The following is an 18,808-nucleotide window of genomic DNA, read 5'->3' as shown; positions in this document are numbered from 1 at the left end:
GTCTATTATCGTTAAAGACCACATGGACGCTTCACCCCGGTTGTGTCAATGTGTTTTTTTCAGGTGTTATTTCTCGGATAAAAACAAGCAGGACTGACCAGGGAATGAAGGACAATTCGGTCTACAAGCGCAGCCACAACGCCTGCCTCGACCTGATCGGTGGCATGGCACCGGGCGATCTCCTTGGTTCGGAGCCCGCGCTGGCCGGGCAACTCGAGGTCAGCCGGACGACTGTCCGCACCATCCTTGCACGTCTGGCAGATGACGGGGTCCTGCATATAGACGGCCGCGAGAAGCGCATCCTGCGCCTGCCGCGCGACGAGGAATATTTTCCGGACGTGGAGACGGAAAGCAGCGCGGAACTGGTCGAGCGCAAGTTCATGGCACTCATCCTGCAAGGCGAGCTTGCCCCGGGATCAGTGATCAACACGCTTGAACTGGCGCGGCAGTTCCAGGTCTCGACCTCGGCGATCCGGGAATATCTGAGCGGGTTCAGCCGGTTCGGCCTGATCCTGAAGCGGCCGAACTCCAGCTGGGTGTTTCAGGGCTTCACCAGCTCCTTTGCGCTGGAACTGTCGGACATCCGCGAACTGTTCGAAATGCAGTCGCTGGAACATTTCGCCGCCAGCCTGTCCGATGGCGCCGGGCAGGCCAAGCTCCGCGCCTTCAAGGAGGAACATATCGACCTCCTGCGGCGGATCGAGACGGATTTCCACAGCTTTTCAGAACTGGACGAACGGTTCCACCGGGCCATCAACGACGCCTCGGGCAACCGCTTCATCCGCGAGTTCTATGATGTCATCTCACTGATTTTTCACTACCATTTCCAATGGAGTAAAGTTGACGAACGCGAACGCAACGAGGTGGCCATTCATGAGCATCTGGCCATTATCGCCGCGCTCGAGCAGGGCGATCTACCCCGCGCCAAGAAAGCCGCAGCCAACCACCTCAAATCCGCGCGGGAAACGCTGTTGCGGTCCGTGGTTCGCGGCTAGCCAGGAAGTCGTATCCGGGGCCCGCGCATGCACTCGATGCGATGGTCGAGGACTTCAACCTCTTCCTCTCGAGAAAGGAATCACACCGCCTGCGGCGCAATGAACTGGTAGTACGCCCAGACAAGCGCGATCACGAGCACGCAGGCGAGCCAGATCCTGCCGTTCTTCGGCCCTGGCGCGGCGGGCTTGTTGTCTTTCTCGGGTTTCCGGCGCTCGAATTTCAAAACATTCCTGTCGTTCAAGGCAACCTCCGTCGCGCAGTCGTTCGCCGCAGGCTTAGCGGCGATTTGGCCATTCCGGCAAGCGGTCCATGCACAAAGTTAGTGCCGGCCGGGAAAAATCGGCTAGTCGCGCCCGCCCTCGGCAAGGATCGAGAGGCCGGCTACATCGAGTACGAGGAGTTTCTGCCGCCCGCCTTCGACAAGGCCCTGCGTTTCCCATGCACTGAGAATGCGCGAGACGGTGTGCAGCGTCGTCCCGGTCATTTCGGCGATGTCCTGCCGCGAGATCGGGAAATCGATGCGGATGCCCTCCCCCTCCTTGCGGCCGGCCTGCTTGGAAAGCCGGAGGACGGCGTGGGCCACACGGCGCTCCACCTCCTGCGTCGACATTTCCCGGATGCGGGTATGCGCTTCCTCGAGCCGCTGGCCGATCGTCTGCATGGTGCTGACGGCAAGGCGTGGGTTCTGCTCGACGAAATGCGGCCAGAGGTCGGTCGGCCAGCCAAGGATGACGCTTTCCGTCGCCGCACGCGCCGTACCCGGATAGTCGGACCGCTGGAGGGCTTTCGCAAAGCCGAAAAGATCGCCGGGATGGACGACGCGCACGATGATCTGCTGGCCGTCCGCCGTCACCTGTGTCACCTTCAGGCGGCCATGCAGCAGCAGGAAGAAGCTGGCCGCCTGCTGGCCCTGCTCAAAGACGGCGTCGCCCTGCGCCACGCGGCGTGCCGTCGCGTGGGTGAGCAGTCTGTCGAGATCCTCGTCGCTCATCTTGTCGAACAGGCTGAGCGATCGCACGACGGTCCGGTCAATCTTCACAGTCGCGTCCCTCTGGCGTGAAAAGTCACCGGCTTCTATCACGCCTCATCGCCTGCCGGAAGTTCAGAGCGGAATACCGCGCTCCTTTAACGCGGCAAGCAAGGGAGCATACCAGCGCGTATCCTTGACGAGTCGAAAGCCGACATTGTCCGGCGGCACCCCGACGGCACAACCGCCGCCTTTCGGGTTGCGCACGAAGGAACTCATCGCCGCCCGGTGCTTGCCGCTCGCGACATAGATGCCGCACGACGAAGCGTCGTTCACCACGCGCCCCGCCTTGTCGAGATTGACGCGCCGGTTGCAGGTCGCGGTCCATTCCCAGACATTGCCGGCAAAATCGGCAAGGCCAAACTCGTTCTCGCCGAACTGGCCGAGCGGCTGGGGAACCGGATCGCGCGAGGCCTTGCGCCCCGCCTCCCGGCGGTAGTCCGCCAGCCACCGGTCCGCCGGGTTTGTGCTGTCGAGATCGACGCCGAGCGCATCGTCCGGGAAGCGCGCGCCGGCGGCGAACGCCAGATCCCGGTCGCTCGGCAGCGTCCATATCTCGCCGGTGCGCTCGCTGAGCCATGCGGCATAGGCCATCGCATCGTCGTAGCTGACGCCGGTTGCCGGCGTTCTGGTCGCGTCGACCGGCGTGAAGCCCGGCTCGGCCGGCGCGCAGGCGCCATCGGCGACGCAGTGCGCATAGTCGCTCGCAGTGACCTGGTATTTGGTGATGGTAAGCGGACGCCGCATCACGTCGTCCTTGACCGGCCCATCGACGGCAAAGCCGTTGCGGAAGAATTCGCCGCTCTCGCGATAGGTAAATTTGCGCGGCGCGATCTCGATCGTCTGCGGCTCGTCCAGCACATGGCCCGCCGGCGTCGTGCCGACAAGATCGGTCTTGACCGCAAGCACGCCGGCAAGGCCGACGAGCAGGACGGCGGGAAGTGCAAGCGATGTCCACGAAACGCCGGGCCTTGAAGTCATTGTAGCCATGATGGCCTCCTTGCACCTCGCCCGGACGATCACGGCGTCCGGGACGGGCGCCGATTTGCGACCGGATCGCCACCGGCGCTCCGGGGTGCCATGCCCAGTCTTGCGGATGGGCATGGCCGTTCCTTTGGTCTCAGGCGCCGGTCGGCGGCGTGACCGAGGTCATCAGGTCGTCGTTCCACTCCCCGGTCACGACGAAGTGGCCGGCAGCGCCCAGTTCGAAGGCCTCGATCAGGTTGTGGTTGACGTAGGCATAGATGCCGGGCTGCTCGAAGGTGTAGTAGGCCGCACCCGCCGTACCGCCCGGGATGAACCAGGTCTCCTGGTCGATATCCGGCATGTTGTGGAACTTGCCGGTTGCCCAGACATAGTCGCCATGGCCGCCGATGAGGTGCGGGCGGGTGTCGCGGTTGGCCTGCGAATGCACGATCAGCACCCGGTCACCCACCTTTGCCTTCAGCGCATTGTCCCCGGTGAGCGCCCCGACGGCGCCGTTGAAGACGATATGGCTCGGCGTCAGCGTCCGCATCACTTCAAGCGTATCAGCATACGATTCCCCGACGCTTTCATACTTCTTGTAGTTCCCTTCCGCATCGCGCGGCACGTAGAAGTCCTGCTCCCCGACATAGTAGACGTGGTCATAGGCCAGCTCCTTGCCGTGCCCGTCCGTCAGGCCCTCGCGCGGCAGCACCATGATCGCGCCGTTCATGCCCGACGTGACGTGCCAGGGCACCATTCCGGGAGGTGCGCAATGGTAGACGAAGACGCCCGCCTTGGTGGCCTTGAAGCGCAGGACCGTCTGCTCACCGGGGTTCACCACGGTCAGCGCACCGCCACCGAGGGCGCCCGTTGCCGAGTGGAAGTCGATATTGTGCTGCAGCTCGTTGGTATCGGGGTTGATCAGCGTCAGCTCGACATAGTCGTTCTGGTGCACAACCATCAGCGGACCGGGAACCGAGCCGTTGAAGGTCATGGCGTGCACCTCGGTGCCCTTGTCGTCGAGGATCATCTTCTTTTCCTCGATCGTCATGGTGAATTCGTAGACCTTCGGCCCGCCTTCAGCCTTCTGGGTGTGGGGGTGAACGAAAGGCGGCTTTACCAGCTCGACCTTCACGCGCTCCAGCTTCGCGATGTCGGCTACCGTTGCGGCTGCATTCGTTGCGATCGCACCACCTTCGGCACGCGCCACCGAAGCCGCAATGATCGGCGTCAGGACGCCGGCAAAAGCGGCCCCGCCCAGAATGGTGCGGCGTGTCATCTGAAACTGCTCAGTCATTGCTTCTCTCCTTGTAAGGACGGAGCGGCGTATCGCCCTGTCACTTCTGTTTTAGGAGCATTCGCGCCGGCCTCTTTGTCATGGCACAAATTACCCTTTCTGGTTGCCGCGGCATTTTGGCAGATGCTGATTTGCTCTTTGCCATCTCGCAAAGAAGCCAGCCCCCGCATCCCCTAGAAAGAGCTGACATTTGCAAAGGAACGAGACGATCATGAGTGCAAGCCAACCCGCAGCGCGCGTCAGCCGCGCCGTCCCGCGCGGTCTTTCGCGCACAGGCCCCGTGCTGTTTTCCTATGGCTTCCGGCCGTTCTTTCTGGGTGGCGGCGTCTGGGCCGTCGTTGCCATGGCCGCATGGATCGCGGCGATCTCCGGCAGGCTCGATCCTGCCGGTGACTATGGCGCGCCCAACTGGCACGCGCATGAAATGCTGTTCGGCTTCGCTCCCGCTGTTCTCGCCGGCTTCCTTCTGACGGCGGTTCCCAACTGGACGGGACGCCTTCCCGTTTCCGGCTGGCCGCTCGCCGGACTGTTTGCCCTGTGGTGCGCCGGCCGGATCGCCCTTCTCCTTACCGGGGAAATCGGCGTGGTGGCCGCGGCCGTGATCGACGCTCTCTTCCTGCCGGCGCTGCTGGCCATCTGCGCGCGCGAAGTGATCGCGGGCCGCAAGTGGAAGGACCTGAAGGTGCTCAGCGGCCTGCTGGCGCTGTCGCTCGCCAACGGCATCTTCCATCTTGCCGTCATCGACGGCGATCATGTCCATACGGCAACACGCCTCGCCGTCGCTGCCTATGTCGTGCTGGTGATGATCGTCGGCGGCCGCATCGTGCCGAGCTTCACGCGCAACTGGCTTAACAAGGCTGGTCGCACGGATTTTCCGGTGCCCTACAATCGCTACGACACTATCGCCATTTTCGCCGGCCTCGGAGCGCTCGGAGCCTGGACGGCGCAACCGCTGCATCCAGCAACTGCCGCGCTCGGGCTTGCCGCTGCGGCACTGCATTGCATCCGTCTGCATCGCTGGCGCGGCTGGACGACGGCACCGGAAAAGGTGCTCGTCATCCTGCATATCGCCTATGCTTTCGTGCCGCTCGGCCTTCTGGCCATCGGCCTCAGCGCGCTCGGCTATCTGGAGGAACGCTCGGTGCTGCACCTGCTTTCGGTCGGCGCGATCGCCTGCATGATGCTGGCGGTGATGACGCGGGCAAGCCTCGGCCATACCGGCCGCCCCCTCAAGGCCTCGCGCACGACCATCGCGTCCTATGTGGCACTGGTCCTTTGTGCGCTGGTGCGCCCGCTCGGTGAAGTGTTTGCCGATGCAAGCACCGAGATCTATGCCGCCGCCGGCCTGCTCTGGATTGTCGCCTTCGGCCTGTTCTGCCTTGAATATCTGCCGATTCTCGCCCGCAAGCGGCGCGCGCCGCTCTGAATGCAAATGGCCCGGAGCTGTCTCCGGGCCATTCGTCTCAGCCTTCCGCCGTCTCCATCATGTCCGGCGTCCAGGGCGGCTCATAGGTCATGTACACTTCAACATATTCGACGCCCGGTACGTACCAGACACAATTGCCGACCGCTTCCTTGAGATAGCCGCTTGCCGGACAGCCGCGCGTCGTCGTGGTCATGGTCACGCGCACGACGCCGCCCTCCTCCACCGCCACGTCGTAGATCAGGCCAAGTTCGACGATGTTGCGACCGATTTCCGGGTCGATGATCATGCGCAGCGCGTTGCGGATGTCCTCGACGAGCGCGGCTTTCTCCTGATCGCCCATCCGGTCAATCCTCCGCGTGGCCGACCCGCACGAGAATGCGGTAGGCCGCGCCGCTCGCATCGAAATTGCCGGCCCATTGATGGCCGCGCTTCGTCAGCTCCGGAAACAGGAACAGCGGCTCGCGCGAAAGAACAGCGAAGAGCACCTCGCCCGGTTCCAGCTCCTCGGCGGCGGCAAGGATGCGCACCATCGGCTCCGGCGGATCGAGATCGGCAAGGTCGAGGTGAAGCGACGGATCCGGCCAGGTCTCCGGTCTGTCGGCATCGACGGAGGTTTCCACCGGGGCTGCGCCCTTTTGCGGCGTGAACATCACCTCCCAATGGCCATCCTCGATTTCGCGGGCCTCGTGGTCGAAGCCGCGCCCCTCCATGACGCGGAACAGCGGCTGCGGACGGAACGGGGCGACAAGTTTCAGCCCCTGCCCCGGCACGAGGCCCTGCACCGCCTGCATGATCTCCTGGAACGGCTCGCCGCCGCTCTTCAGGATCGGCCGCACGTCGAGCACTTTCGGTTCGATTCCGGTTGAAACGTCGGACATGGTTATCTCCTTGAAGCAGAAAGGGGCAGGAAAAGATGCGGCCGCACCGTACCCTCGGGTGGACGCAAAGCGGCGGGCACGACGGACAGCCGGCGCGCGCGGACAAATTCCCGCATCAGCGCCAATGTCGCGACGAGTTGCAGGCAAACCGCACCGCGAAAGATATCGGGCATGGCTGCAAGCAGCGCCGCCGTCGCCGCAGCCACCGCGCCATAGTAGAGCAGGAACAGGATACGCGCCCGGCGCTCCTCGACAAGATCCTGCACGCGCGGCACGGGCGCCCGGCCGAGCACCGGCCCGTAGGCCTCCAGCCAGGTCAGAAAGGCGACGATTTTGTAGAGCTGGGCAAGCCCGAGCCCACTCAGCCAGCCGAAGGTGAAGAGATAGACGACCGCCGCCACGCCGTCGCCGGCGCGGATGGCCGGAACGTTAACGAGGACAAGCGAGATTGCGAGCGCCACAAAGGTGGGAAGACTGGCGCGAATGTTCAACTCCGCTTTTTTCCGCTTGCGTGAACGATAGAGGTGAAGGACGTCGCCACCATAGAGCAGCACGGCCACCAGCGTCAGCAACAGCGCGGCGGCAAACAGTACGGAAACGCCGGGAAAAGCAAAAAACACGAAGACAACGGCCATCGCAATGAGCCCTGCGGCAAGGGCTGCAGTCCACCACACGGCATGGCTTGTCCGACGCTCCACTTCGGGCGCGAGCAGGAACATGGCGAGCAGGCGATAGCTCACCCCGATCGCCGTGATGCTCAGCCAGCCGCCGAGACCGAGCGCGGCATGCAGTTCGACGCCGCTCGCAACCAGCCGGGCGAGCGCCGCGCTCTCGCCGAGGCCGGACAAGGCCAATGTGAAGGCAACGCCGATGATGATCGTGGCTACGAGTGCGACGAGCGCCACCGCAACGAAGCGGGCAGGCAATGGCAGCGGCCGCGCTGCATGGAGCGTGGCGGCCAGAAGGCCGGCGATGAGACCGAAGCCGAGGAGAAGCATGCCACCGCCGAGCGGCAACAGGATGAGCGGCAGGTCAAGCGCGCCGGATAGCGCGACGAAACCGGAAACGAGGAAACTCAATCCGACGAGAAGCAGCACCAGAGCCGGCGCCGCAAGACGGTCGCCGACAAGCGGGCGGGCAACCAGCACCGGCACGAATTGCAGGAGTGCGCCGACCATCAGCAGGCTCAGCCAGCCGATGGCGACGACATGGACGAGCGCCAGCGTTTCCGGGGCATTGATGGCAGCGGCGGGATAGCCGTAGCCCGCCACCATCAGGCCCTGCCCGGCAAGAAGCATAAGGCAGGCGGCGGCGAAGTAGGACATGGTCCAGCGGGAGAGCGTAGCGCTCGGCATTTCGGTTCCCCTTCGCCGCGTTTGCGCTAGTGCTCGGAGCCGCAGCTGCATTCGCAGCCGCTGTCGTCCAGCCGGTCGATCTCCACACGCCAGACCGCAGGACCCTGTTCGAGGTAGTTCCAGCCGAACTGGCCCGGGAAATTCGTTTCAAGCTGATAGTGCAGCGGGCGCGGATCGTGGTCACTGGTGATGAGCATGGAATTTCCCGGCAGAAGCGCGCCGAGCATGCCGAAGATGCGCGGATGGCGCTCGCGCGGTGGAACGACGCGGACGTCGATGGAGGGCTTTTCCTGATTTTCAGACATGTTCTGGCGTTTCCGTCCCGGCCGTTCCGATCGCGTTCCGGAAGGCACGGCCGAACCGACCGGAACCATCTGAAGCTAACGCCGCAGGTTCCCCGCCACTTTGACGTTGCGCAAACAATTTCCGGGTTCAGGCCGTGATGCCCCGCTGCTTGGCTTTTCGCAAAGAAGGACGCCCTTCCCGCCCCTAGGCTTTGTCCATTCGCCCATCACGGACAAAGGAACGCGTCATGCAACAGGCCCTGATCGAGAAATACGGCGAGGCGCGGTTGCCGCGCTATACGAGCTATCCGACGGCGCCGGGCTTTTCGCCGACCGTCGGTGCCGGCACCTACGGCGACTGGCTCTCCGCCCTCAAGCCGGGCGCGGATGCCTCGCTCTACCTGCATATCCCGTTCTGCCGCTCCATGTGCTGGTATTGCGGCTGTCATACGACGATCACCCAGCGTGACGAGCCGATCCTCGACTATATCGACATGCTGCGCAAAGAGATCGACCTCGTTTCCAGGACGGTCGGCGGTCGGCCGAAGATCCGCCATGTGCATTTCGGCGGCGGCACGCCGACCATCATGCAGCCGGAAGAGTTTCGCGACCTCGTCGGCCTGATGCGCGCGCGCTTCGCCTTCACGGCGGGCATGGAGATCGCCGTCGAGATCGACCCGCGAACCCTCACGCCGGAGATGGCGGCAGCGCTCGGCGATGCGGGCGTCACCCGTGCAAGCCTCGGCGTGCAGAGCTTCGATCCCGTCGTGCAGAAGGCGATCAACCGCATCCAGAGCGAGGCGCAGACGGCGGAAGCCGTGACGCGACTGCGCACGGCCGGGGTGCAGGGCATCAATTTCGACCTGATCTACGGCCTGCCGCACCAGACGGTGCAATCCTGCATCGAGACGGCGAAGGCGGCGGTCGCCATGCGGCCGGAGCGTTTCGCCGTCTTCGGCTACGCCCACATTCCCTCCTTCAAGAAGCACCAGCGGCTGATCGACGAGCGCGCGCTTCCCGATGCAGCCATGCGCATCGAGCAGGCCGAGGCGATTGCCGAAACGCTTGCCGCGAGCGGCTATGTCCGGATCGGCCTCGATCACTATGCGCTACCCGGCGATGGCCTTGCGCTTGCAGCCAGACGCGGCAGGCTGCATCGCAATTTCCAGGGCTATACGACGGATGCCTGCACCACGCTGATCGGCTTCGGTGCTTCGGCTATCGGCCGCACGCCGGATGGCTATATCCAGAACGAGGTGCCGCCGGGCCTCTATGCCCAGCGCATCGCCTCCGGCAGGCTCGCAACCGTCAAGGGATATCGGCTGACCGCGGAGGATCGGCTGCGCGCCGAAATCATCGAGCGGCTGATGTGCGATTTCCGCGTCGATGTCGTCACCATTGCCGCCCGGCACGGCTTCGACAGCGCGCCGCTCGTCGAGGGCAATGGACGACTGGCGGCGCTGAAGGAGGACGGGGTGATCGATGTTCGCGGCGGCACCGTCACCGTGCGGCAGGATCACCGGTTCATCATCCGCGCCGTCGCCGCCGCCTTCGACGCCTATATCGACCGATCGGCACGCACGCACAGCAAGGCGGCGTGAAAAAGCCCGGCAATGCCGGGCTTCATCCTTGCTTTCAGAACCAGCGCTGGCGGCGGGGCGGCTCGTTTGCCATGGAGCCGATCAGATAGCCGATCACGACGCCGGCAAGTCCGGCGGCAAGCACGACGGACGACAGGGCGGCAGGGTGCTCGCGTGCCGCCTGTGCCACGGCTGCGCCTTCGTTCCGGACATATTTGCGCGCGGAACGAACCGCGGGCCGGGCTGCCTCCATCGCATTGCCGGCGCGGTCGCGCATCGTCTCGTAGGCTTCTGCGCCCTTTTCGCCCAGGTCCTTCTGGAGCTGGGTGATCTCGGCACGCAGGGCGGAAATCTGGGATTGAGCATCTGTGGCTGCCATCATGGTCTCCTTGTCTGAAGTCAAGGGCGAACGGATGGCGCGCGGCTTGGTTCCACGCCAAGGAAGAGAATTGCCCGTCAGCTGGCCTGACGGCGGCCGTCGCGGCGGATCTGTGAGGGCGTATCGCCGAAGGCGGCGCGGAAGCGGCGGGTGAAATGCGACAGGCTCTCGAAGCCAGTTTCCAGCGCAATCTCGATCAGCGGCTTGTTGGTGCGGATCACCATATTGAACGCGGCGGCCATGCGGATCTTCATGTAGATCGCGCTCGGCGAGGCGCCCATGTCGCTTTCGAACAGTCGCTCAAGCTGGCGACGAGAGACGTTGGTCATGGTCGCGATGCTGTCGATGGAAAGCAGGTCTTCCGTGTGCTGCTCCATCATCATGATGGCGAGGTGGACGCGGCGGTCGCGCGCTTCCAGTCCAAGCGGATTGCGGGGCTGGAGGTCGGTGGCGTCGCGCCGGTGGCGGATCTGGAGAATCTCCAGCGCATTGCGCTCCGCCGCCTCGCCGACGTGGTGACGCACCAGCGTTGCCGCAAGATCGGCGACGCTGCTGCCGCCGGCACAGGTGGCGACCTTGCCGTCGAATCGGAAAATCTGCTCGGAGGTCGCGCCTATATCGGGGAACCGGCCGCGGAATTCGCGGTGATGCAGCCAGCTCACGCAGGCCGTATGGCCCTTGAGCAGGCCGGCTTCTGCGAGAATGAAGCTGCCGGTGCACAGTCCGATCAGCCCGACGCCGGCGTTCGCCGCCTTGCGCAGATAGGTCATCGCATAGCTGTCGATCGGCTCCTCGACACTCAGGAGCCCGCCGACGACAGCGATATAGTCGAAACAGGACGGGTCGGCGAAGGGGGCGGTCGGCGCGACCTGAATGCCGCTCGACGAGGAGATGAAGTTGCGCGTGCTGGAAAGCACGTCCCAGTCGCAGTTGACGCGGCGGGAACGGTCCTCGCTGTCACTGGCAAGGCGCAGCGTATCCACGAACAGGGCGAAGGCTGAAAGGGTGAAACTCTTCGACAGGATGAAACCGACCCGCAACGCCTTGGGCGCCGCCGCTCCTCCTATCTCCTTCGATGTCCGAACATCCACCGCCATCAGACCTCCCCAGGTCGCTCCACCGCACAATATCGTGGCGGGTGGAGACCGCTGCAAGCAGCCATAGCAGATTTCCCGGCGGGTCTCCATTCCCCGCCCGACGTTTGTGCGTGCACCCCAGCCACCAGGCCAGGCAGACATCAAACGATGCCCTGCCCTACCCCTTTAAAACAAGCCTGACCCAATCCTCCAGGGCACCGCGTATTGCAGCTTCGGCCGGCTGCTCGCGTGTGAACGCCCACCAGGTATGGGCGCCCTGCCAGACGCTCGCCATCTGCCAGCCGAGGCGCTTGCCCTCGTCCGGGTCCGGGGACAGGCGGCGGCCGAGGGCGGCGGCGAGCCGGTGGCCCCACGCCGCGCCCCGGCTGCGAAGCACAGGATTGCGGATATCCTCCCGCAAAAGCAGCAGTCCGTCGGTGGCGTCCTGCTCGGCATTCTCGGTCGGCATCAGATGCAGCAGGACGTCGATCGCTCCGTCAGGAGTGAGCGCCGCTTCGGCGTCTATCGATTCCGTCTCGGCGTCGAGCCTATCCCAGGCGCGCAACATCGTTGCCTCGAGCAGTCCGTCCCGGTCTCCGTAGCGCTGAACCAGCGTTGCCGGAGAAAGACCGGATGCCTTGGCGGCAAGAGCGAAGGTGAGGCCTGCCGGGCCGGTTGTCCACAGGGCTTGAAGGATGGTGTCGAGCACCGTTTCGTCGGGAATCGTCTTGCGTCGCGCCATGATGATATATAAACGTATGTTCGTTTATTATTCAAGGAGATTTTCCATGGCCCGTATTCTCGGATACATCGCCGCCAGTCTCGATGGAATGATCGCCACCGAAGACGACAATCTCGAATGGCTATTCAAATATGACGGCATGAACCTCGGCGAGCACGACTATCGCACGTTCCTCCAGCGCATCCGTACCGTTGTGATGGGACGAAGCACCTATGATTTCATCGAAAACGAGCCCTCCCCCTGGGCCTATCACGAGCAGCGCGTGATCGTGGTCACCTCGCGGCCCATCGAAAACCCGAAAGGACCGATCGAGGTGCGCAGCGATATCGGCGCGCTCGTGTCCGAATTGCGCATGCTCGATGACGGCGATGTCTGGATGGTCGGCGGAGGGCAATTGCAGATGGCGTTCCTGGAGCGTGGAGCGCTGGACGAAATCGAAATCTACCTCATTCCCGAAATGCTCGGCGGAGGGCGGCCGCTCTTTCCCGCGACGGGCTTTCGCGCCAGCCCGACGCTGGTCAGCGCGCAGGCACTAGACAAGGGGTGTGTGCGGCTTCACTACCGGTTCTGAAGGGCGGCCCGGCACTCGCGGCCTGCCGCGCGTTTCGGCGAGCGCCGTGCGCTCTTTCAGCACCTCAAGGAATTCGTAGCCGGCCGTCCAGCGGCCAAAACCACTGGCGACATTGATATGGCCGGCTGCGCCGATATCGACGAGGCCGCTACCCCAGGCGCCTGCGATCCGGCGTAGCCGGTCGATCGGCATGTAGGGGTCGTTGAGGCTGCCGACGACCAGCGATGGAAACGGCAGGCGCTTGTCCGGCATGGCGCCGAACTTCACGACGCAAGGATGCAGGATCTCGGTCGCAGCCAGATCGCAGGGCGCAACGAGCAGCGCGCCGCGAATGCGCGCCGCAAGCCGGCTTTCGGCGAAACGCGCCGCCAGCACGCAGCCGAGACTGTGACCGACGAGCCAGATATCCCGGCCGACCATCTCGACCTGCCGCTCCAGCTCCGCGAGCCAGTGTTCACGCACGGGGCACGCCCAGTCGTGCTGCTCGACGACCCGGCTATCCGCGTGGTCGCGTGCCCAATGGCGCTGCCAATGGACCTGCGGCGACCCGTTGAGGCCGGGCAGGATAAGCGTGTCGACGGGGATATCGATTGACGGCATGACGGGCCTTCCTCGCAATCAGGATCTGCCCCGAATGATGCGCGCGAAGGACCGCAATCGTAAGAAAGACGCTGCTACGGTCTTCCGGATCCATGAAAAATTCTTTGCCTTCCGGACGGGATACGAAGCATCGGGCGGCTTCCCGCCTCCGGTTTGCGGCGGGCCTTTCTGCGGAGGCGAAATAGCCGGCCATTTCCACCGCCCGGAGCAGCCACGCCAGGCGCGTCATGGCCAGTGCCAGGCATTATCCAGGGCTGAATTCCCCGGGCTTTGCACGCAGAACGGATAAAATCGAAAAGCCCTAAAACGCCCTTTGCAGATTTGATCAAATCATGGTTTGTTGTGATCATAAAGAACACAAGCCTATCACATAAGAGCTGCATCAGCGGCCGGACAGAAGACAGCGGGCGGTTTGGGCGGAGGAAGCCCGGCACGTCGGCCGATAAACGGGGAACCGATGACTGACACCCGAACGCCCCCAGCCCATGGCGGTGCCATTGGCATGCATGGCATCCAGAAATGGTTCGGCACCTTCCAGGCCGTTGACAACGTCACACTGGATATCCGCTCGAACGAATTCTTCACCCTTCTCGGCCCATCGGGTTGCGGAAAAACCACCCTCCTCAGAATGATCGCCGGCTTCGAGCTGCCCACCGAGGGACAGGTCCTGCTCGACGGCACGGACATTTCCAGCCTTCCGCCGAACCAGCGGCCGGTCAATACGGTCTTCCAGAACTACGCGCTTTTCCCGCACCTGACCGTCGCCGAAAATATCGGTTTCGGCCTCAGGATGCTCGGCAAGCGGAAGTCCGAGATCGAAGCGGTCGTCAAGGACATGCTGAAGCTGGTGCATCTCGAGGGGCGCGGCGACAATCCCGTGACGCAGCTTTCCGGCGGCCAGCAGCAGCGCGTGGCGCTTGCCCGCGCGCTTGCGCCACGGCCGAAAGTGCTGCTGCTCGACGAGCCGCTCTCGGCGCTCGATCTCAAGCTGCGCAAATCCATGCAGATGGAACTGAAACGCCTGCAGCTCGAAACCGGCATCACCTTCGTCTTCGTCACGCATGACCAGGAAGAAGCGCTCACCATGTCCGACCGCATCGCCGTCATGTCGACGGGCACGGTCCGGCAGGTCGGCTCGCCCTGGGATATCTACGATCGCCCGGCCGAACGTTTTGTCGCCGACTTCATCGGCGAGACGAATTTCCTGGAGGCCGACGTCGTGTCCGTCTCCAGCGACCGAGCCCGCGTGCGCCTCGCGTCCGGCGCGGAGATCCCGGCGACTTTCCCGGCCGGCGTCGCGCCGAGCGGCAAGGTGACCGTCGTCGTCCGCCCCGAGCACGCCCGGGTCAGCCCCGCCTCGCCTGCTCCGGTGCTGCGCGGCGTCATCCACGAGATCGTCTATCTCGGCACAGACACGCATTTCCACATTCGCCTTGAGGACGGCACGACCTTCATGGTCCGCCAGCAGAATGCCCGCAGCGGTCATTGCGGTTTTTCCAAGGATGAAACGGTCGGCATCGACCTCAGCGACGACGTCGCCCAGATATTGAGGGACTGACGATGAGCGGCGCACAACAGGCCGCTCTGGCGGCGAGGAAACAGGACGTTCGCTCCCGCTGGCTGCTCAGCGCACCGGCCCTGCTCGTCATCTTCATTGCAGCGGCCGGGCCGCTCTTCGTCATGTTGCTCTATTCGTTCATGGCCAAGGGCGACTATGGCGACGTCAGGTTCGGCGAGTTCTCGCTGGACGGCTGGACCGCGGTGCTCTTCCAGCGCGATATATTCGATGACACGCTGGGCCTTGCGGACGCGCATCTGTCCATCATCTGGCGATCGCTTCAGCTTTCCTTCTTCACGACCCTTCTCACCCTGATCCTCGGCTTTCCGACAGCCTATTTCATCGCAACCCGCCCACCCCACACCCGGGAGATCTGGGTCTTCCTCGTCACGATCCCGTTCTGGACGAACCTTCTGATCCGCACCTTCGCGATGCAGCAGGTCATCCGCAACGAGGGCCTCCTGAACAATGCGCTGATCTGGCTCGGCGTCATTAAGAGCCCGCTGCAGATCATGTACACGGACACCGCCAACCTGCTCGGCATGACCTATGTCTATCTGCCGCTGATGGTGCTGCCGCTCTACGCCTCGATCGAAAAACTAGATTTCCGGCTGGTGGAGGCGGGATACGATCTCTATGCGACGCGCTTCCAGGTGCTGCGGCGGATCGTGATCCCGCTGGTCAAGCCCGGCCTCATCGCCGGTTCCATCCTCGTCTTCATCCCTTCGCTCGGCGCCTATGTCATTCCGCGCGTGCTGGGCGGCGGCAAGAACATGATGCTCGGCAACCTGATCGAGATGCAGTTCGGCTCCGGCCGGAACTGGCCGCTCGGCGCGGCCATGTCGATCACCCTGATGGCGTTGGTGATGGTCGCGCTGATCTTCTATGTGCGCAATGCCTCGCGCGGAGGATCGGGCCATGTTTAAGACCCGCTTCGACGTGCGCGCCCAGCCCGGCTTCGGGCTCATTACCCTGTTCACATTCTTCGCGCTCTATCTGCCGATCGCCGCACTGGTCATCTATTCCTTCAACGGAGCGGAATCCCTGTCCCGGTGGGATGGCTTTTCGACGCGTTGGTTCGTGGTGGCCTGGCAGAACCAGGCCGTCCAGGACGCAGCGATCCGTTCGCTGATCATCGCGACTTGGGCAGCCTTTCTCGCCACCATCGCCGCCACCATGGCTGCGCTGGCGACGACGCGGACCGAGCCCTATCGCGGCCTGACCTTCAAATATGCCCTCATCAACCAGCCCTTGATGGTGCCGGAAATCGTCACGGCCGTAGCGCTGCTGATCGTCTTCTCGCGGATCAAGGTCTGGACCGGCTATTCAGGCCTCGGCTACCTGATCGTCGCGCACAGCGCCTTCTGCATTCCCTTTGCCTACCTGCCCATCCGCGCCCGGCTGGAGAGCATGGACCTGACGCTGGAGCGGGCGGCGGCCGACCTCTATGCCACACGCTGGAAGACTTTCCTGCATGTGACCTTGCCGCTGCTGCGCCCGGCGATCATCGCCGGTTTCATGCTGGCCTTCGTCATTTCGCTGGATGACGTCGTCATCACCGAATTCGTCAAGTCTGGCGGACAGGACACCTTGCCGACCTACATGCTGGGACAGCTCCGGCGCGAGACTTCGCCCGAGATCAACGCCATCGCCACGGTTTTCCTTGCGCTTTCCACCGCGCTTGTCGTGATCTTCTTCTTCATCAACCGCCGAAAACAATAATCATCTCAAAACGAACAACAGAGAGGAACAGACAATGAGAATGAAATGGATGACGACGACAGCAATGGCGGCAGTTGGCGCGCTGGCCATGGCCAGCACCGCCTCGGCCGCCGGCCAGCTCAACATCTACAACTGGGGTGACTATACCAGCCCGGAACTCATCAAGAAGTTCGAAGAGAAGTTCGACGTCAAGGTGACGATCACCGACTACGATTCCAACGACACGGCCCTTGCGAAAATCCGTGCCGGCGGCCACGGCTTCGACATCGTCGTGCCCTCCGCGAACTACGTGCAGATCTGGGTCAAGGAAGGCCTTCTGGACGAAGCCCGGCCCGACCAGATGGAAAACTTCAAGAATGTCGACGAGCAGTGGGTCAATGTACCGTGGGATCCGGGCCGTCACTACACGGTTCCGTGGCAGTGGGGCCTGACCGGCATCGGCGTCAACAGCTCGGTCTACAAGGGCGACATCAACACGTCGGCCATCTTCCTGGACCCGCCGGAAGAGCTGGTCGGCAAGATCAACGTGGCGCCGGAAATGAACGACGTCCTCTTCGCCACGATCAAGTATTTCGGCGGCGAATGGTGCACGATGGACAAGGATGTCCTGCGCAAGGTCCGCGACAAGCTCGTGGAGGCGAAGGCCAAGTGGCTTGCCATGGACTACAGCGTGACCGAGAAGCTGCCCGCCGGCGACTATGCGGCCGTGTACTACTGGAACGGCGCCATCATGCGTTCGCGCGAGAAGAACGCCGACATCAAGTTCGGCTATCCGAAGGAAGGTTTCGCATACTTCATGGATAGCATCGCGATCCTGAAGGACGCCAAGAACGCCGAGAACGCCAAGCTGTTCATGAACTTCATCATGGAGCCGGAAAACGCCGCCATGATTTCGGCCTTCGCCAAGTATGCCAACGGCATCAAGGGTTCGGAAAAGTTCCTGCCGGCCGAAATGCAGACCGCACCCGAACTGACCGTCCCGGCCGAATTCCAGCCCGCCGGTGAGTTCCTCGCGAGCTGCGAGCCGGAAACGCAGCAGCTCTACACCAAGATCTGGACCGAACTGCAGAAATAGGCGGCACCGCCGCAAAACTCGACGACGACCTTACGCGGGAAGGCACATCGCCTTCCCGCGCTTCAGTTGGAAAGAACATGATCAAGACCTTCAAGAACAGGCACGGCTTTGCGCGCGCCGACGTCACCCTCGCCAACTGGCGCACCGCTCCCTACAGCCGCTGGACCTTCCAGAACGTCCGCGACCTCGTACCCACCTCGCTGATCAACGCGGAGGTCGTGACGGCGGAAGTGCCTGTCGCCAGCGACGCCTTCCTCGATGCGCCGATGGAGACCGGGCTTGCCGGTAGCCCGACCGCCCGTGCCTTCCTCGACTTCGCCCATACGGATGCCTTCGTGCTGATGCGCAGGGGAGAGATCGTCGCGGAACACTACGCTGCGCATACAGACCCCAATGCGCCGCATCTCGTCTTTTCCATCTCCAAGTCGCTGACGGCCGTGCTCTCCGGCATTCTGGAAGCGCAGGGCCTCATCGACCCGAACCGCCCCGTGACCGATTACCTGCCCGAGGCAAAGGGCAGCGTCTACGGCGACTGCACCTATCGCGACGTGCTGGACATGCGCGTCAGCCTCGATTTCGAGGAAGCCTATCTCGATCCCTACGGGGCCTTCGCGCGCTATCGTCGCTCCATGCTGTGGAACCCGCCGCTGCCGGATGCCGAGCCGGAGACGCTGGCCTCCTTCCTTCTCACGCTGGAGAAGGCCGAGCGGCCGCATGGCGGACCATTCTACTATGCCTCGCCCAATGCCGATCTTCTCGGCGTCATCATCGAGCGCGTGACCGGCGCGCGCTTCGCCGACCTTGTATCCGATCTCCTGTGGAAGCCGATGGGCGCGAAGAGCAATGCCAACATCACGGTGGATGCGATCGGCACGCCGCGCACGGCAGGCGGTGTCTCGATGACCGCGCGCGACCTTGCCCGTCTCGGCGAGCTGCTGCGAAACCACGGCGTGCGCAACGGCCGGCAGGTCGTGCCGGAAGGCTGGATCCGCGACATGCAGGAGAACGGCGACCGGGAAGCCTGGCAGCAGGGCCGCAATGTCGACCTGCCGAACGGGCGCTATCGCAGCCAATGGTATCAGTCGGGCGAGGCCGATGGGGCCTTCTGCGCCATCGGCATCCATGGCCAGTGGCTCTATGTCGACCCGAACACCGAAACCGTCATCGCCAAACTATCCTCCCAGCCGGAACCGCTGGGCGACGAAGACAACCAGGACATGTTCACCTTCTTCCGGGCGCTCTGCCAGCGGGCAGCCTGAGAAAACGAGGCCAAAGC

At 63.6% G+C, this 18,808-nt stretch carries 21 protein-coding genes; 9 read left to right on the top strand and 12 right to left on the bottom strand.

The genetic code is table 11. The features are described from left to right. The first annotated feature begins 104 nt into the window (after positions 1-104). Positions 105-995 carry an FCD domain-containing protein gene (locus tag WA950_RS15365; protein WP_424552686.1) on the top strand — a complete coding sequence of 297 codons (891 nt, stop codon included), beginning with the start codon at positions 105-107 and terminating at the stop codon, positions 993-995. Between the two features lie 80 nt (positions 996-1,075). Here the strand turns inward: WA950_RS15365 and WA950_RS15360 are convergent, their stop codons facing one another. The 4 genes from WA950_RS15360 to nirK all read right to left on the bottom strand — a co-directional run bounded on the left by WA950_RS15360 (position 1,076) and on the right by nirK (position 4,286). After that, positions 1,076-1,237: a hypothetical protein gene (locus WA950_RS15360; protein ID WP_424552583.1), complete on the bottom strand. Its 162-nt coding sequence runs from the start codon at positions 1,235-1,237 to the stop codon at positions 1,076-1,078. A gap of 102 nt (positions 1,238-1,339) precedes the next feature. Beyond that, positions 1,340-2,035 carry a Crp/Fnr family transcriptional regulator gene (locus WA950_RS15355; protein ID WP_424552582.1) on the bottom strand — a complete coding sequence of 232 codons (696 nt, stop codon included), beginning with the start codon at positions 2,033-2,035 and terminating at the stop codon, positions 1,340-1,342. A 63-nt stretch (positions 2,036-2,098) separates the two neighbouring features. Beyond that, the gene (locus tag WA950_RS15350; RefSeq protein ID WP_424552581.1) at positions 2,099-3,013 is read right to left on the bottom strand and encodes an SUMF1/EgtB/PvdO family nonheme iron enzyme; all 915 of its coding nucleotides are present in this window, start codon (positions 3,011-3,013) and stop codon (positions 2,099-2,101) included. Positions 3,014-3,143: 130 nt separating this feature from the next. Further along, complete coding sequence (gene nirK / locus WA950_RS15345; protein ID WP_424552580.1) at positions 3,144-4,286, bottom strand: copper-containing nitrite reductase; 1,143 nt, start codon at positions 4,284-4,286, stop codon at positions 3,144-3,146. Positions 4,287-4,497: 211 nt separating this feature from the next. Here nirK and WA950_RS15340 point away from each other — a divergent pair, with 211 nt between their 5' ends. Continuing rightward, positions 4,498-5,712, top strand: a complete 1,215-nt coding sequence (locus WA950_RS15340; protein ID WP_424552579.1) for an NnrS family protein — start codon at positions 4,498-4,500, stop codon at positions 5,710-5,712. 37 nt (positions 5,713-5,749) lie between these two features. Here the strand turns inward: WA950_RS15340 and WA950_RS15335 are convergent, their stop codons facing one another. From WA950_RS15335 to WA950_RS15320, 4 genes are read right to left on the bottom strand one after another with little or no spacing between them, the layout of a single operon-like run. Then, complete coding sequence (locus WA950_RS15335) at positions 5,750-6,052, bottom strand: metal-sulfur cluster assembly factor (RefSeq protein WP_424552578.1); 303 nt, start codon at positions 6,050-6,052, stop codon at positions 5,750-5,752. Positions 6,053-6,056: 4 nt separating this feature from the next. Further along, entirely contained in the window at positions 6,057-6,590 is a 534-nt protein-coding gene (locus tag WA950_RS15330) for a DUF2249 domain-containing protein (RefSeq protein WP_424552577.1), read from the bottom strand. A gap of 2 nt (positions 6,591-6,592) precedes the next feature. Next, positions 6,593-7,945 (bottom strand): hypothetical protein, encoded by a 1,353-nt coding sequence (locus WA950_RS15325; protein ID WP_424552576.1) that lies wholly within the window; start codon positions 7,943-7,945, stop codon positions 6,593-6,595. 26 nt (positions 7,946-7,971) lie between these two features. After that, a complete protein-coding gene (locus WA950_RS15320; RefSeq protein WP_424552575.1) occupies positions 7,972-8,250 on the bottom strand; it encodes a DUF2249 domain-containing protein in 279 nt (92 codons plus the stop codon). 227 nt (positions 8,251-8,477) lie between these two features. Between WA950_RS15320 and hemN the strand changes: the two genes are divergently transcribed. After that, the gene (hemN, locus tag WA950_RS15315) at positions 8,478-9,830 is read left to right on the top strand and encodes an oxygen-independent coproporphyrinogen III oxidase (RefSeq protein WP_424552574.1); all 1,353 of its coding nucleotides are present in this window, start codon (positions 8,478-8,480) and stop codon (positions 9,828-9,830) included. Between the two features lie 34 nt (positions 9,831-9,864). Here hemN and WA950_RS15310 read toward each other — a convergent pair whose 3' ends face one another. The 3 genes from WA950_RS15310 to WA950_RS15300 all read right to left on the bottom strand — a co-directional run bounded on the left by WA950_RS15310 (position 9,865) and on the right by WA950_RS15300 (position 12,006). Further along, positions 9,865-10,188, bottom strand: coding sequence for a hypothetical protein (locus WA950_RS15310; RefSeq protein ID WP_424552573.1), 324 nt, complete (start codon positions 10,186-10,188; stop codon positions 9,865-9,867). A gap of 77 nt (positions 10,189-10,265) precedes the next feature. After that, positions 10,266-11,285 carry a GlxA family transcriptional regulator gene (locus WA950_RS15305; protein WP_424552572.1) on the bottom strand — a complete coding sequence of 340 codons (1,020 nt, stop codon included), beginning with the start codon at positions 11,283-11,285 and terminating at the stop codon, positions 10,266-10,268. Positions 11,286-11,442: 157 nt separating this feature from the next. After that, on the bottom strand, positions 11,443-12,006 hold the full coding sequence (locus WA950_RS15300; protein WP_424552571.1) for a TetR/AcrR family transcriptional regulator: 564 nt from the start codon (positions 12,004-12,006) through the stop codon (positions 11,443-11,445). 46 nt (positions 12,007-12,052) lie between these two features. On the opposite strand from WA950_RS15300, the gene WA950_RS15295 reads away from it, so the two are divergent. Next, the gene (locus WA950_RS15295; protein WP_424552570.1) at positions 12,053-12,577 is read left to right on the top strand and encodes a dihydrofolate reductase family protein; all 525 of its coding nucleotides are present in this window, start codon (positions 12,053-12,055) and stop codon (positions 12,575-12,577) included. On the opposite strand, the gene WA950_RS15290 is transcribed toward WA950_RS15295, so the two are convergent. Further along, entirely contained in the window at positions 12,539-13,177 is a 639-nt protein-coding gene (locus WA950_RS15290) for an RBBP9/YdeN family alpha/beta hydrolase (protein WP_424552569.1), read from the bottom strand. The genes WA950_RS15295 and WA950_RS15290 overlap by 39 nt on opposite strands. Before the next feature lie 457 nt (positions 13,178-13,634). Between WA950_RS15290 and WA950_RS15285 the strand changes: the two genes are divergently transcribed. The 5 genes from WA950_RS15285 (at position 13,635) to WA950_RS15265 (ending at position 18,791) form a co-directional block, all read left to right on the top strand. Next, a complete protein-coding gene (locus tag WA950_RS15285) occupies positions 13,635-14,735 on the top strand; it encodes an ABC transporter ATP-binding protein (RefSeq protein ID WP_424552568.1) in 1,101 nt (366 codons plus the stop codon). Between the two features lie 2 nt (positions 14,736-14,737). Next, on the top strand, positions 14,738-15,661 hold the full coding sequence (locus WA950_RS15280) for an ABC transporter permease (protein ID WP_424552567.1): 924 nt from the start codon (positions 14,738-14,740) through the stop codon (positions 15,659-15,661). Beyond that, complete coding sequence (locus WA950_RS15275) at positions 15,654-16,457, top strand: ABC transporter permease (protein WP_424552566.1); 804 nt, start codon at positions 15,654-15,656, stop codon at positions 16,455-16,457. Before WA950_RS15280 ends, WA950_RS15275 begins: the two co-directional genes overlap by 8 nt. A gap of 40 nt (positions 16,458-16,497) precedes the next feature. Further along, complete coding sequence (locus WA950_RS15270) at positions 16,498-17,532, top strand: extracellular solute-binding protein (protein ID WP_424552685.1); 1,035 nt, start codon at positions 16,498-16,500, stop codon at positions 17,530-17,532. A 77-nt stretch (positions 17,533-17,609) separates the two neighbouring features. Continuing rightward, the gene (locus WA950_RS15265) at positions 17,610-18,791 is read left to right on the top strand and encodes a serine hydrolase domain-containing protein (protein WP_424552565.1); all 1,182 of its coding nucleotides are present in this window, start codon (positions 17,610-17,612) and stop codon (positions 18,789-18,791) included. The last annotated feature ends 17 nt before the right edge of the window (positions 18,792-18,808 follow it).

This window comes from Shinella sp., assembly GCF_049651085.1.
Taxonomy (GTDB): Bacteria; Pseudomonadota; Alphaproteobacteria; order Rhizobiales; family Rhizobiaceae; genus Shinella.
Note: the sequence above shows the minus strand (reverse complement) of the source record. Positions and strands in the feature narration are given on the sequence as shown.

Excerpts from the sequence above, each read along its gene's own strand:
- hemN (WP_424552574.1), top strand. The coding sequence starts at position 8,478 with ATGCAACAGGCCCTGATCGAGAAATACGGCGAGGCGCGGTTGCCGCGC.
- WA950_RS15285 (WP_424552568.1), top strand. The coding sequence starts at position 13,635 with ATGACTGACACCCGAACGCCCCCAGCCCATGGCGGTGCCATTGGCATG.
- WA950_RS15325 (WP_424552576.1), bottom strand. The coding sequence starts at position 7,945 with ATGCCGAGCGCTACGCTCTCCCGCTGGACCATGTCCTACTTCGCCGCC.
- WA950_RS15280 (WP_424552567.1), top strand. The coding sequence starts at position 14,738 with ATGAGCGGCGCACAACAGGCCGCTCTGGCGGCGAGGAAACAGGACGTT.
- WA950_RS15300 (WP_424552571.1), bottom strand. The coding sequence starts at position 12,006 with ATGGCGCGACGCAAGACGATTCCCGACGAAACGGTGCTCGACACCATC.
- WA950_RS15270 (WP_424552685.1), top strand. The coding sequence starts at position 16,498 with ATGAAATGGATGACGACGACAGCAATGGCGGCAGTTGGCGCGCTGGCC.
- WA950_RS15265 (WP_424552565.1), top strand. The coding sequence starts at position 17,610 with ATGATCAAGACCTTCAAGAACAGGCACGGCTTTGCGCGCGCCGACGTC.
- nirK (WP_424552580.1), bottom strand. The coding sequence starts at position 4,286 with ATGACTGAGCAGTTTCAGATGACACGCCGCACCATTCTGGGCGGGGCC.
- WA950_RS15305 (WP_424552572.1), bottom strand. The coding sequence starts at position 11,285 with ATGGCGGTGGATGTTCGGACATCGAAGGAGATAGGAGGAGCGGCGGCG.
- WA950_RS15275 (WP_424552566.1), top strand. The coding sequence starts at position 15,654 with ATGTTTAAGACCCGCTTCGACGTGCGCGCCCAGCCCGGCTTCGGGCTC.
- WA950_RS15310 (WP_424552573.1), bottom strand. The coding sequence starts at position 10,188 with ATGGCAGCCACAGATGCTCAATCCCAGATTTCCGCCCTGCGTGCCGAG.
- WA950_RS15290 (WP_424552569.1), bottom strand. The coding sequence starts at position 13,177 with ATGCCGTCAATCGATATCCCCGTCGACACGCTTATCCTGCCCGGCCTC.
- WA950_RS15340 (WP_424552579.1), top strand. The coding sequence starts at position 4,498 with ATGAGTGCAAGCCAACCCGCAGCGCGCGTCAGCCGCGCCGTCCCGCGC.
- WA950_RS15320 (WP_424552575.1), bottom strand. The coding sequence starts at position 8,250 with ATGTCTGAAAATCAGGAAAAGCCCTCCATCGACGTCCGCGTCGTTCCA.
- WA950_RS15295 (WP_424552570.1), top strand. The coding sequence starts at position 12,053 with ATGGCCCGTATTCTCGGATACATCGCCGCCAGTCTCGATGGAATGATC.
- WA950_RS15335 (WP_424552578.1), bottom strand. The coding sequence starts at position 6,052 with ATGGGCGATCAGGAGAAAGCCGCGCTCGTCGAGGACATCCGCAACGCG.
- WA950_RS15330 (WP_424552577.1), bottom strand. The coding sequence starts at position 6,590 with ATGTCCGACGTTTCAACCGGAATCGAACCGAAAGTGCTCGACGTGCGG.
- WA950_RS15365 (WP_424552686.1), top strand. The coding sequence starts at position 105 with ATGAAGGACAATTCGGTCTACAAGCGCAGCCACAACGCCTGCCTCGAC.
- WA950_RS15350 (WP_424552581.1), bottom strand. The coding sequence starts at position 3,013 with ATGGCTACAATGACTTCAAGGCCCGGCGTTTCGTGGACATCGCTTGCA.